Here is a 13,156-nt window from a genome sequence, read left to right as displayed (position 1 = left end):
GGGCAGCGGTCACGCGGTCTCGACGAACTCCATCAGGCGCTCGCCCTGCCGCTCGAAGATGCGTCCGCCCAGTGCCACTCCCGCCACGAGCGCGACGATTCCGGTCGCGAGCCCCGCCCAGAACGTCGCGGGTGCGAACTGCCCGCCCTCGACGATCGTGAGCACGAGCAGCCAGATCGTCGGGATGCTGACCACGATCGCTCCGAGGAATGCGATCGCGGGCCCGTACGTGCCTCGAGAGGTCGGACGCTGCGGTTGCTGGAACGGGCTGTCACCCGGGCGCGAGACCGCATAGGGGGCGACGACCGACACGATGCTGGAGAAGCCGAGACCGGACAGCAGCAGGCTGGCGCCCAGACCGGTGAGCGGGAGCAGGAGCCGCCAGTCGTCGATCCAGAGCAGGGTGAGCGGCACGGCCACGGCGAGGACGGGGATCGCGACGAGCGCGACCGGGACCAGACGCCCCAGCCGGTCGGGCAGTCCTCTCACGCCGCTGGCGATGTGCGTCCACAGCGCGGTCGAATCGTACGCGACGTCGTTGTGCGGCAGCCATCCGAAGAACAGCGCCATGACCGGCACCGGCACGAGCGCGGCGATCTCGAGTGGAACGCCTGCGACGAGGAGCGGCAGCACGGTGAGCACGCCGGCGACGGGCACCACGATGAGGTTCATGATGTACCGCCGGTCGCGCAGCCAGTAGACCAGGCTGCGCGAGGCGATCGCACCGAACGCGTTCGACGGCATCAGGCCGAACCAGCCGAGACCCGAGCGCTCCCGCGAGGCCACGGGGCGTGCGGTGGTGGTGAGGAGCCGTCGCACCAGCCAGGACCAGAGGATCCAGAGTCCTGCCGCAGTGATCAGTGTGACGATGCCGCTGATCCATGAGCCGGTCGGATCGCCGGAGGCGAACGAGAAGAGCACGCGCGAGGGCGCGGCGAAGGGCGTGAGACCGACGGATGCGGTGAGCGCACTCACTGCGGCGGGCACCTGTCCGTCCCACTTCAGTGAGGCGAGGAAGACGGCGACGGGGAACGCGACCACGACGACGGCCAGCGCGAAGAGGGCGGTGAGCTCGCGAGAGCGGCGTTCGGGGAGCAGAAGGGCGTTCACGGCCATGCTCACCCGCGCGGCGAGGGTCGCGGTCAGGAGACTGACGACGCTCATCAGCACGGCGAGCGCCCAGGGCGCGCCGAGCGTGATCGCGACGATGCACACGCTGATGTTGACCGCGATCAACGCGAGGCTCGGGACGCTGATCAGGGAGGCGAGCGCGAGGATCCAGGGCATCTGCCGCTCGTTCACTCCGAATACCGCGAAGCGGCGGGGATCGAGCTGATCGGAGGATCCGACGAGAAGCGGTCCGACGAGGAAGCCGAGGAGCAGCGCGGCGCTGCCGAGGATGATGACGGTGCGTGCCACGGCCACGGGAGCATCGACGAGGCTGAGCACGGCGGCGCAGACGACAGCGGTGAGGGCGACGACGACGGCGAGCACGACCAGCGTCCGGACCCGACGTTCGCCGCGCAGCGATCCGATCAGGAGCGCAGCCCTCAGTCGGAGAACGTGTGCAGCCACTCGAGCCCCTCCACCTCTCCGATGCCGCCGGAGAGCTCGACGAACCGCGCTTCGAGGCTCTGCCCCGCCCGCACCTCGTCGACCGTGCCCTCGGCGAGCACCTCACCTCCGACGATGATCGCCACGCGGGAGCAGACGCGCTCCACGAGGTCCATGCCGTGACTGGACAGGATCACCGTCCCGCCGTGTGCCACGTACGCACGCAGGATGTCCAGGATCACCGACGAAGACACGGGATCGACAGCTTCGAACGGCTCGTCGAGCACCAGCACACGGGGCGAGTGGATCATCGCACCGGCGAGCATGATCTTCTTCGTCATACCCGCCGAGTAGTCGGAGACGACGCGGTTGAGCGCTTCGCCCAGATCGAAGGCCCGCGCGAGGTCTCCCACGCGCTTCTCGATCACGTCGGACTGGAGGCCCCGCAGCAGACCGTAGTAGTAGAGGAGTTGACGCCCGGTCAGTCGGTCGAAGGTCCGCAGGCGATCAGGGAGGACGCCCATCATGCGCTTCGCCGCGAGCGGCTTCTTCGCCTGGTCGATACCGCAGATCACCACCTCGCCCCGATCGGAGCGCAGCAGTCCCGCGACGATCGACAGTGTGGTGGTCTTGCCTGCACCATTGGGGCCGACGATCCCGTAGAACGATCCGGCGGGCACGGTCAGATCGATGCCGTTGACAGCCGTGTGGTCGCCGAAGCTCTTGACGAGCCCACGGATGCGTATCGCCTCGCTCGCGGATGCCGCTCCGGGGCCGCCGACCGGCTGCCCGCCTGCGACCACGCCCGCGACGGCGGTCGCGTCGTCCTCGACGACGGTCTGCTCGGCCTCTGCCTCGGCCTCGACTTCGGTGACCTCGTCATCGGTGCGCACCGCATCGTCGGTCACTTCTTCGACGGGGGCTTCCTCGACCGCGGGAGACTCCTCGACTGCGGGAGACCCCTCGACCACGGGAGGCTCCTCGACTGCGGGCGCATCGGTCTCTTCCGCGACGACGATCTCGGGCTCCTGCGCCTCCGGCGCGCTCACCGCGGACTCGATGGACGCCGCCTCGTCATGTGCGGGGTCGATCAGCGTGTGCGTCTCGAGCGCGCCCGCGTCGCCATCCTGAGCCTCGCCGCCCTGAGCTTCGACATCCCGGGCGTCGCTGCCCCGAGCCTCGGCAGCCTGGGCCTCGGCAGCGGCAGCCTTCTCCGCCTCCGCGGCCTTCGCCTCCGCTTCGGCAGCCTTCGCTGCAGCAGCCTTGGCCGCCGCCGTCCGAGCGGCGGCCGTCTTGGCCGCCGTGGCACGCGCTGCCGCCGTGCGGGCCTCGGTCTTCGCTGCCGCGCTCTTCTCCGCTGCCGCCTTGGCCGCTGCGGTCTTCGCCGCGGTCGTCTTGGCCGCCGTGGCCTTCGCTGCCGCAGTCTTTGCCGCTGTCGTCTTGGATGCGGTCGTCTTGGCCGCTGCGGTCTTGGCCGCCGTGGTCTTGGGCGCGGAGCTTCTAGGCGCGGAGTTCCTGGCCGCGGCGGTGCGCGCGGCGGCGGCGGTCTTCTTCACCGGCGCGGCGGAGCCTGCCCCCTCGCCGGGGCGCGGACTGATCCGCAGAGCGGGCTCCGCGACGACCTCGATGGTCGCGGCGGCCTTCTCGGCGGCCGCCTTCGCCGGCGTCCGCGGAGTCGCGGCCTTCTTCACCGGAGCCTTCTTCGTCGGAGTCCTCCGAGCCGGCGTCTTCTTCTCAGGCGCGGGGGCGGCGTCAGCCGCCTGATCGGTGGGGTCGTCGGGGGAAGCAGTCACCGTCCTACGGTATCAACGGGCGATCGATTTCTTCGGGTCGCCGCAACAATTACCCGGCCGACGCGCAGGTTCACCGAAAACGCGCGCCCCCTTTACGAATCTGAGTGTGGGGTGTGTACTGGATCACGAATTGGCAACAGCGGCCTTCAGCCCCCGGGGTTCCCAGGCTCGGTCGATACCATGACTCTCGGCACGACGAAGTGTCTGATCGGTGAACCGATCGTGAACACAACTTCCTTTAGGAGCACTCGTGACTCTTCAGACCGTCATCCTCGCAGCCGGAATGGGCTCGCGCCTGGGCCGTGCGCTGCCCAAGCCGCTCACCGAGCTCAGCGACGGGCGCACCATCATGCGCCAGCAGCACGACAACATCCGCGCCGCCTTCGGTTCCGATGCCCGCATCACGTCCGTCGTCGGATACCGCGCCGAGACCATCATCGAGGCCTTCCCCAGCGTCAACTACGTGCACAACGAGCGCTACGACGAGACCAACACGTCCAAGAGCCTGCTGCGCGCCCTCGGCGCCACAGGCAAGGCCGGCGTTCTCTGGATGAACGGCGACGTCGTCTTCGACCCGATGATCCTCGGCCGCGCGGCGGCCTTCATCGAGCGCGACCAGTCCTTCGTCACGGTCAACACCTCGAAGGTCAGCGACGAGGAGGTGAAGTACACGGTCACGGCCGAGGGCTTCATCGACAAGCTGTCGAAGACCGTCAAGGGCGGCCTGGGCGAGGCCGTCGGCATCAACTACATCTCCGCCGCGAACAAGAAGGCGTTCATGCGCCAGCTGCAGCGGGTCGAGGACCAGGACTACTTCGAGCGCGGCCTCGAGCTCGCGATCGCCGAGGACGGGCTGCTCCTCGAGCCCATGGACGTCTCTGACCTGTACGCGGTCGAGGTCGACTTCGCCGAAGACCTCGAGCGGGCGAACCTGTTCGTCTGATCGTCTTCCACGAAAGCCCGGCCCCGTCAAGGGTGCCGGGCTTTCGGCATTTTCGCGGCAGGGGTTCCTAGGATCGACGCATGGCCTCCAAGGTGCACAAGATCCACTCCCTCCCCGATGATTCCCCGTGGGACAAGGGTGTGCCTCCCGTGGGCTCCACCGAGCATCCGCTCATGGTGCGAGGCCTCGACCGCGTGCTGTCGATCCAGCGGCCTCTGGTGCTCGCGCACATCCGCAGCATCCGCCTGCGCAATCCGCAGGCATCCCCCGAGCAGATCATCCGCATCCTGGAGCGGCGATACCTCGCGGCGGTGACCACCGGAGGAGCAGCGGTCGGAGCCACGGCCGTCGTCCCCGGCATCGGAACCGGGATCACCCTCGCCCTCTCCGGCGTCGAGACCGTCGGTTTCGTCGAATCGACGGCGCTGTTCGCGCAGTCCGTGGCGGAGGTGCACGGCATCGCCATCTCCAACCCCGACCGCGCGCGAGCACTGGTGATGACCCTGATGCTCGGCAAAGAAGGCGTGGCGCTGGTCGGCCAGCTCGCCGGCGAGGCCACGGGCAAGGGCGGCACCCGGTCGTCGTACTGGGGAGAGATGGTCACGAAGTCGCTGCCCAAAGCGGCCGTCGGTCCGCTCGTCGACCGACTCAAGAGCATGTTCGTCAAGCAGTTCGCCACCCGAGGAGGTGCGTCGTTCGTCGGAAAGGCGCTGCCGTTCGGCGTGGGGGCCGCCGTGGGCGGGGCGGGCAACCACATCCTCGGCCGCCGGGTGCTCACCACGTCTCACCGCGCGTTCGGGAACGCGCCGATGGACTTCCCCCTCGAGCTCGAACCCGTCGACGGTGCGGAGAAGCTGGAGCTGCGGATGCTGCACGGGGCGCAGTTCGTGGGGGGCGCCGTCGCCGGTGCCGCAGGCTCGGCCGCGCGCGGCGTCGGCTGGGCGGGACGCCGGATCGCCTCGGTCGGTCGAGGCCGCGGGAAGAGCGCGAAGGCGATCGATCAGGCGGGGACGCACGATCTCCCCGGCGAGCTCGGGTCCGGTGACTCTCAGCGCTGAGCGAGGAGTGCGCTGACGATCCGGCCACGCTCGCACGATCCTCACCAAAGGATCGGACGACCCGTTGTGGCGAGCATCCAACGGCGCGGCCCGAGCCGACGATAGGGTGGAATCCGTGACGGACAAGCCCGAACTCTCGACCACCGCCGGCAGAATCGCAGACCTCCGCGCTCGCTACAACGAAGCCGTTGTCGACGCGGAGAAGATCGCGCACGACAAGCAGCACGCCAAGGGCAAGATGACCGCCCGCGAGCGCATCGAACTGCTCGTGGACCCCGGGAGCTTCGTCGAGTTCGACGAGTACGTGCGCCACCGCACCACGGCCTTCGGGATGGACAAGAACCGCCCCTACGGCGACTCGGTCGTCACCGGCGTCGGCACGATCCACGGACGAACGGTCGCGGTCTACTCGCAGGACTTCACCACGTTCGGCGGCTCGCTCGGCGAGGTGTCGGGCGACAAGATCATCAAGATCATGGAGTTCGCGCTCTCGGGCGGCATGCCGATCATCGGCATCCTCGACTCCGGCGGCGCCCGGATCCAGGAGGGCGTGCTCGCCCTCAGCAAGTACGGCGAGATCTTCCGCCTGAACACCCGGTCCTCCGGTGTCATCCCGCAGATCTCCATCATCATGGGCCCGGCCGCAGGTGGAGCCGTGTACGGCCCCGCGCTCACCGACTTCGTGATCATGGTCGACAAGACCAGCCAGATGTTCGTCACCGGTCCCGATGTGATCAAGACGGTCACGGGCGAGGATGTCGGCATGGAGGAGCTCGGTGGAGCCCTCACCCACAACACCCGATCCGGCGTCGCGCACTACCTCGCGGAAGACGAGGACGACGCGATCGACTACGCACGGACGCTGCTCGGCTTCCTCCCCGACAACAACATGGCGGAGATCCCGGGGTACGAGAGCGGCTTCGAGTGGGAGACCACGGATGCCGATCGTTCGCTGAACACGATCATCCCCGACTCCGCCAATCAGCCGTACGACATCCACACGGTCATCGAGCACGTCGTCGACGCCGGGGACTTCATCGAGGTCCAGCCGCTGTTCGCCCCGAACATCGTGATCGGATTCGGACGCGTCGAAGGCCGCTCGGTGGGCATCATCGCGAACCAGCCGTCGCAGATGGCGGGAACCCTCAACATCGAAGCCGGCGAGAAGGCCAGCCGGTTCGTCCGCTTCTGCGACGCGTTCTCGATCCCGATCGTCACCCTCGTCGACGTTCCCGGGTATCTGCCCGGCACCGACCAGGAGTGGACCGGCGTGATCCGCCGCGGCGCGAAGCTCATCTATGCCTACGCCGAAGCGACCGTTCCGCTGGTGACGGTGATTCTGCGCAAGGCCTACGGCGGCGCGTACATCGTCATGGGCTCCAAGCAGCTCGGAGCCGATGTCAATCTCGCGTGGCCCACGGCCGAGATCGCCGTCATGGGCGGCCAGGGCGCGGTCAACATCCTCTACCGCGGTGAGATCAAGCGCGCCGAAGAAGCCGGCGAAGACGTCGCCGCGGTGCGCACCAAGCTCGCCAACGAGTACACGTACAGCGTGACGTCACCTTTCCTCGCCGCCGAGCGCGGCGAGATCGACGGCATCATCGAGCCGGCGAACACCCGCGTCTCGATCGCGAAGGCGCTTCGGGCGCTGCGCGGGAAGCGAGCGGAGCTTCCGCCCAAGAAGCACGGGAACATCCCGCTGTGAGCGACGCGCAGGGGGCGGATGCCGGGTCGGACACGCAGCCGACGCCGGCGATGCAGATCACGCGCGGTGCCGCCACGGAGGAGGAGCTCGCCGCTCTCATCGCCGTGGTCAGCGACGCCTACGCGCAGGAGGCTGCGGGCGCCGTCGCAGAGGAACCCGTCGTATCGGCGTGGTCTCGCACACAGCGTCCGCTGCGCACACCGCTGCGACGCGACATCCCCTGGGGCCGCTTCGCGGGCTGAACCCGAGATGTGCGGCGCCTGCGGGCCCGGAGCCCCCCAGCTCACGGGCCGCGCAGACAGTCTCCCCCCGGCCGATGCGGGACCGTCGTCGCGCATCAGGATCACCCCAGTCGGCGCATCCACTCGATATTATATCGATTGGAGTTATTGCGGTCGAGAGATCGACCAGTATTCCGGTATAAGAACTGACGATCCGTTCAGTCGCCGAGGTACAGGTCCGACGCGCGCGGTGTCAGCATCGCATCGAGAACGACGCACGCCGCACCCACGGCGCCCCCGTCGTCTCCCACGACCGTCCCCTCCACCGGCAGCTCACGGACCGATCTCGTGGCGTTGCGCAGCCGAAGGGGTCCGGGGATCTCTCGCAGATACACCGTGGACAGCCTCGCCCAGAACGGCCCGCCCAGAACCACGCGGTCGACGTCGAGCACGTTCGTCAGAACGGAGATCAGCACCGCGAGATGCCCGGCGGAACGGCGCAGCACGCGCGCGGCGCCGGCGTCGCCTGCTTTGGCACGCTCGCACAGCCGGGTGAGACGTACATCCACGTCATGCGCCTCGTCCGCTCCCTCGTCGTCGAAGACGCCCGCCGCCACCGCCTGCTCGACGATCGCCTGCGGCGTGCACACCACCTCGACGCACCCCCGACCCCCGCAGGCGCACTCGGGCCCGTCGGGATCGACCATGATGTGGCCGATCTCCCCGAAGTTGTGGGAGGCGCCCGCGACGACCTCCCCCTCGCGGACGAGAGACGCACCGATCCCGGTGCCGAGGTAGATGAACACGAAGGATCCCCCCGCCGTCGATCTGCTCGTCCACAGGTCTCCGACGGCCGCCGCCGTGGTGTCCTTCTCGATCGTGACGGCCAGGCCGGTCGCCTCTGCGAGCCCCGACCGCAGCGGCACACGGTGCCATCCCGCGAGCTTCGGCGGGTCGAGCACGGTGCCCTTCTCGGCATCGAGCGGTCCGGGAGCCGCGACGCCGACCCCGGCGACGAGGCCGCGGTCGATTCCAGCCTCGTCGATCACGGCGTCGATCGTCTGCGCCATGGTCGCGACGATGTGCTGAGGATTCTGATCCGTCGTCCGCTGCGCGCGCCGGCCGACGACCTGCCCCGCGAGATTCAGGAGCACGATCGTGATCACCGCAGGATCGAGGTGCACGCCCACCGAGAAGCGGCTCTCGGCGACCAGGCGCAACGTGACGCGGGGCTTGCCCGGTCCGTTGATCGTGCGACCGGCTTCGGCGATGACGCCCTCATCGAGCAGTCGACGGGTGATGTTCGTGACGGTCTGCGCCGACAGGCCGGTGATGTCGACGAGCTCGATCCGGCTCAGACCCGCAGCAGACCGACGGATGCCCTCGAGGATCACGGACTGATTGAAGTCCCCCATCCTGGGGAGGTTGGTCCCTCTGCGCGTACCCATGCCCCATCCTCTCCTATCGCCGGGGTCTTGTCCCCCAAAATACCTACAGACAGCCGTGCGCAGACGCGTCAGAATTGTGGGGACGCTTCGCGTTCGGCTGGTGTCTCTGTCACAGGGTAGACAGACGCAGATCAGCCACCAGCGGACGGTTTTCGGGTAACTGTCCGCATGGCGAGGGGCTGGCGTGATCGCCGCCCCTCGCCCACTCCATCCAACCTCGTCTCCGGCTCCCTCCCCCGGCCGGAGCCGAGGGATGAAGAGTGCGTCACTCCGCCGCGGCCTCGCGAGCGATCTCGTGCCATACGTCTACCGCGTCGTCATCGCCCGCTCCGCGCGACCCGGCTCGGCCCACCACCGTGACCGCCGTCCGCTCGTCCCTCGCTGCGCGGATGATCCAGCGCTCGGCATCCGCTGCGCGGAGCACCCGCGCCAGTTCATCGCGGATCGCCGCGCGTCGATCCTCATCGACGTCGTCCAGTCCGCCCTCGTCGAACACCGTGACGACCGCGCCGCGTCGCCGGGCATCCTCGATCGCATCCCGCACCGCGTCGTTCAGCAGATCCGCACCCCGCAGCTCGTCTCGGAGGCGCCCTTCCGCGAGGCGGGCACGGAGCCGTTCCTCGTCATCGAGAACACCGCCCGTCGCCACCGCACGGGTCAGCACGGGCCCCGCGACGGCCAACGCGAACTGCGTCCGCAGCCGCCGCTCCTTCTGCCTGACCTGCTGTGTGGCGTGCCACGCCGAGACCGCCTGCTGGATCCCGGCGAGCCGCTCCGCGTCCCGCACGGCGCGATCCCAGAACATGACGAGCAGGTGCGCGACCGCGACCCACATGAACGACCCGACGACGCCGAGGGACAGCGCGACGAAGGGGCCGAGGAACGCCGACGACGACGCGAGGAGGATGAGGACGACGAGCCACCCGATCACGAACCGTCGGCGCACGATGCAGACGACGCCCAGCACTCCGAGAGCGCCGATGTACCAGGTGGCGAACGGGGCGGTGAGCGTCAGCGGGTCGAGCGAGAACGTCACGAGCACGGGGATGAGTGCGCTCGAGATCAGTGCGAGCAGCGCTGCCCAGATCGGCATCCGTACCGAGACGGCGGAATCCCAGAGGATCGCGACGTTCACGACCACGAGGTACAGACCGATGGCCGCCACCATGAGCAGGGGGGCCGTGGGCTGCTCGATCCACCACACGCCGCGCGCCGCGAAGTACATCGCGAATCCCACCGCGAGCGAGGTCGCGACACTGCGCACCGTCCACGTCATCGGCGCTCCCACCCCAGCGTGACCGTCGTGCCGCACTCGCTCGATTCGATGTCGGCGGTCCCGGCGACTCCGGCCATGCGCGCGAGGATCGACGCGCTGATGCCGAGCCGATCCTCCCCGACCTCCCGCAGGTCGAAGCCCGGCCCCGAGTCGGAGATCGTCACACTGATCCCCTCCTCCCCGCGCCCCTCGGCGATGATGTGCAGTCCTCTGCCCTGCGCATGCGCGACCGCGTTGCCGAGAGCCTGACGCGCAGCGAGCACGAGCGCACGGGCCGCGCGCCCGGGAATGAGTCCGATCCCGCCTCGCTCCTCGACGATCGCATCTGCACCGAGCTCGGAGAGCGCGCGGCGCAGCTCCACCACGATCTGCGCCGCGCCGACCGGTTCGTCGCTCCCCTCTTCCGCGACCGCGGCCTCGGTGTTGGCGAGACGGGTGAGCGCTTCGCGCGCCATCCCCACTGCGAGGTCCCGAGCCCGCTCGCCGTCGGCGCGCTCCGCGGCGATGAGCGCGGCGAGGACGCTGTCGTGCATGAGGGCGGACATCGCGGCACGCTCCTCCTCGGCGGCCGCCGCGGCGGCGGCGCCGGCGTACGAGGCCACGGCCCGGGTGCGAGCGTCGTCGACGCCCGCCGCGACCGAACGGAACATCCACCCCAACGCGATGATGACGATGCCGAGGATCAGGGTGAACGACACGTCGAAAGCCGTCGTCACCCAGTACTCGCGCGAGAAGTCGCCCTCGACGAGCCGGACGTAGCCGTAGACGAAGGGCAGCGCCACCGCCCACGACAGTTGCAGCCACAGCGGGAAGGCGAGAACGGCCGCGACGACTCCGACGTTGACGAGGAAGAAGATCCACGGCTGATCCGCCGCTCTGCCCGCCGGATCGACGAAGATCGGCCAGGCTCCCAGCGCGAGGACGTAGAGGATCGCGAAGATCCCCGCCGCGACGCGCACCCCGCGCCCGGCGACGCACGCGATCAGCATCGCCAGCAGCGGGATGAAGACCACCAGCAGGATCGCGACCCGCGCGGCATCCGACCAGGCCGTCGTGGCGATCCCGGCGATCAGCGCCTGCGTGCCGAGGACACCGGAGCCGAGCGCCACCACGGTCGCGAGGATGCGCTCCATGCGCTTGCCGGTGAACCGCTCGAACTCGGTCTCCACGCTCCCCGGCGAGGGGATCGTGGACCAGGCCTCGCGGATGCTGAGCGGGTCAGTGGGCACTCGGGGTCCCGTCTGCGGCGACGATCCCGTCCTCCATGGCGCGGCGCAGGAGATCGACCTTCGTGGGGGCCGGTCGGCCGACCTCGACGTACTTCACCCGGATCCGCGTGATGTTCTCCTTGGCCGTCGAATAGGCGACGCCGAGGCGTTCGGCGACGGCCTTCAGCGGCAGACCGGCGGCGTACAGGCGCAGCACATCGCGTTCCCTGGCCGACAGTTGCGCGTCGGCGAAGTCGCGGTCCCCGTCGACGGCGCTGGCCCACTCCACATTGTTGAGCGGCTCGCCGTCGGCCACGGTCCGGATCGCGTCGAGCACGTCATCCAGAGCCGAGGACTTGCTGACCACGCCTGCGGCCCCCGCGGCGAGCGCCTCGCGCACCGCGGCCGGTCGGTCGGCGACGCTGTGGATGACGACGCTCGCTCCGTCGTCGACGAGGGCTCTGACGTTCTCGGTCACCGTCGTGCCGTCGCCGAGCGTGAGATCGAGGACGACCACGTCGGCCGAGGGCGCGGATGTCGCGGAACGCCAGTCGAGATACGACACGACGGTGCTCCCGGAGAAGACCACCGTCTGCGCGCCGTCACGGGCGCATGCCGCCTCCAGACCGAGGCGGACGGACTCGTGATCGTCGATCAGTGCGACCCTGCTCATCCCCCCAGCCTACTGAGTGCGACGGCAGCGGCCCGGTCACCGGGTGAGCAGCGCGACGACCTCGAAGTGGTGCGAGTGGGGGAAGAGGTCGAAGCCTCGCAGCGTGCCGACGTTCCATCCGTGCTGACGGAAGGTCCCGAGGTCGCGGGCCAGTGCGACGGGATCGCAGGCGACGTACGCGATCGCGTCCGGCGCGAGGGCATGCAGCGCGTCGACGACCGCGCGCCCGGCTCCCGCCCGGGGCGGGTCGAGCACGACGGCACCGGTGCGGGTTCCCGCGGCCAGGCCGGCCAGGTAGCGGTCGACTCGCGCGGTCACCGCCCTCACGCCCATCCCCGCGAGGTTCTGCTGCGCGTGGGCGGTCGCCCTCTTGCTCGACTCGACCGTCACGGTGTCGGTGGCACCGAGGTCGGCGAGGGATGCGGCGAACAGCCCTACCCCGCCGTAGAGGTCGAGGTGCGACGCCTCGGGGTCGACGTGTCCGTCGAGGATCCCGTAGACGGCACCGTCGAGCACCGACGCCGCGCGCGGGTGCACCTGCCAGAACCCGCCGGCGTCGAGCTGGAACCGGCGGTCGCCCACCTGCTCGTACACGACCTCCGGCGCGGGCCGACGACCCTGCCCGCGTGCCGGGCGCTCGTCGAGCCGCTCGCGACGGATGACGCGGACCGTGCCGTCGCCGGGTTCGACCAGATCGACGCTGCCCGCCTCCCCGCCTTCGAGACGCAGAGCCGCCTTCGCGATCGCCGGGCGCGCGAGGGGGTGCGAGCCGACAGGGATCACCCGGTGGCTGCGCGCGGCATAGGGCCCGACCCGGCCCTCGTCGTCGACGTGCAGGGTGACCCTGGTGCGCCATCCGGTGCCGTCGGTCGAGTCGACCGCCTCGATCTCGGGGGCCTCGAGTCCGGGGCCGGCGAACCGGTCGAGCGCCTCGGTCAGCACCTGGCGCTTCAGGGTGCGCTGGTGGGCCAGATCGATGTGACCGAGGTCGGCGCCACCCGGTCGGTCCTCCGGCGCCCTCGACACGTCGGCCTCCGCCCAGATGTGGGGGCGACGGTGCGGCGAGGCCTCGAGGACCTCCACCGTCTCCGCCCGCCAGAAGCTCTTCGACTCGTCGGTGGAGTCGGCGGTGAGTCGGGCGCGCACCCGCTCACCCGGAATCGCGTCGGAGACGAAGACGACGCGTCCGTCGTGGCGGGCGATGAACGTGCCGCCGTGCGCGATGCCGGTGATGTCCAGATCGAGCAGGGCTGGGGAGGAAGTCATCCTTCGAGGAT

General features: G+C 69.6%; 11 protein-coding genes. 4 read left to right on the top strand and 7 right to left on the bottom strand.

Features of this window, described 5'->3' with window-relative positions; translation table 11 throughout:
• Nucleotides 1–9: 9 nt before the first annotated feature.
• Both ASD43_RS16435 and ASD43_RS17655 read right to left on the bottom strand, forming a co-directional pair.
• Nucleotides 10–1,575 (bottom strand): hypothetical protein, encoded by a 1,566-nt coding sequence (locus tag ASD43_RS16435; RefSeq protein ID WP_056420977.1) that lies wholly within the window; start codon nt 1,573–1,575, stop codon nt 10–12.
• Nucleotides 1,551–3,347 carry an ABC transporter ATP-binding protein gene (locus ASD43_RS17655; protein ID WP_327044632.1) on the bottom strand — a complete coding sequence of 599 codons (1,797 nt, stop codon included), beginning with the start codon at nt 3,345–3,347 and terminating at the stop codon, nt 1,551–1,553. Before ASD43_RS17655 ends, ASD43_RS16435 begins: the two co-directional genes overlap by 25 nt.
• A 250-nt stretch (nt 3,348–3,597) precedes the next feature.
• Between ASD43_RS17655 and ASD43_RS16420 the strand changes: the two genes are divergently transcribed.
• From ASD43_RS16420 to ASD43_RS16405, 4 genes are all read left to right on the top strand, one after another.
• The gene (locus tag ASD43_RS16420; protein ID WP_056420968.1) at nt 3,598–4,290 is read left to right on the top strand and encodes a phosphocholine cytidylyltransferase family protein; all 693 of its coding nucleotides are present in this window, start codon (nt 3,598–3,600) and stop codon (nt 4,288–4,290) included.
• Between the two features lie 80 nt (nt 4,291–4,370).
• On the top strand, nt 4,371–5,348 hold the full coding sequence (locus ASD43_RS16415) for a hypothetical protein (RefSeq protein ID WP_056420960.1): 978 nt from the start codon (nt 4,371–4,373) through the stop codon (nt 5,346–5,348).
• 115 nt (nt 5,349–5,463) lie between these two features.
• A complete protein-coding gene (locus ASD43_RS16410; RefSeq protein ID WP_396654963.1) occupies nt 5,464–7,053 on the top strand; it encodes an acyl-CoA carboxylase subunit beta in 1,590 nt (529 codons plus the stop codon).
• Complete coding sequence (locus tag ASD43_RS16405) at nt 7,050–7,295, top strand: acyl-CoA carboxylase subunit epsilon (protein ID WP_374612834.1); 246 nt, start codon at nt 7,050–7,052, stop codon at nt 7,293–7,295. Before ASD43_RS16410 ends, ASD43_RS16405 begins: the two co-directional genes overlap by 4 nt.
• A 197-nt stretch (nt 7,296–7,492) precedes the next feature.
• On the opposite strand, the gene ASD43_RS16400 is transcribed toward ASD43_RS16405, so the two are convergent.
• The 5 genes from ASD43_RS16400 to ASD43_RS16380 form a co-directional block, all read right to left on the bottom strand.
• Nucleotides 7,493–8,722: an ROK family transcriptional regulator gene (locus ASD43_RS16400; RefSeq protein ID WP_235564204.1), complete on the bottom strand. Its 1,230-nt coding sequence runs from the start codon at nt 8,720–8,722 to the stop codon at nt 7,493–7,495.
• 265 nt (nt 8,723–8,987) lie between these two features.
• Entirely contained in the window at nt 8,988–9,998 is a 1,011-nt protein-coding gene (locus ASD43_RS16395) for a hypothetical protein (protein ID WP_056421188.1), read from the bottom strand.
• The gene (locus ASD43_RS16390) at nt 9,995–11,227 is read right to left on the bottom strand and encodes an ATP-binding protein (protein ID WP_056420954.1); all 1,233 of its coding nucleotides are present in this window, start codon (nt 11,225–11,227) and stop codon (nt 9,995–9,997) included. The genes ASD43_RS16395 and ASD43_RS16390 overlap by 4 nt, the downstream gene beginning before the upstream one ends.
• On the bottom strand, nt 11,217–11,879 hold the full coding sequence (locus tag ASD43_RS16385) for a response regulator transcription factor (RefSeq protein ID WP_056420950.1): 663 nt from the start codon (nt 11,877–11,879) through the stop codon (nt 11,217–11,219). The genes ASD43_RS16390 and ASD43_RS16385 overlap by 11 nt, the downstream gene beginning before the upstream one ends.
• A 36-nt stretch (nt 11,880–11,915) precedes the next feature.
• A complete protein-coding gene (locus ASD43_RS16380) occupies nt 11,916–13,145 on the bottom strand; it encodes a class I SAM-dependent RNA methyltransferase (RefSeq protein WP_056420947.1) in 1,230 nt (409 codons plus the stop codon).
• Nucleotides 13,146–13,156: the final 11 nt, after the last annotated feature.

Source organism: Microbacterium sp. Root553 (assembly GCF_001426995.1).
In the GTDB taxonomy this organism is placed as follows: domain Bacteria; phylum Actinomycetota; class Actinomycetes; order Actinomycetales; family Microbacteriaceae; genus Microbacterium.
This window is presented reverse-complemented; position numbering and strand designations above follow the sequence as displayed.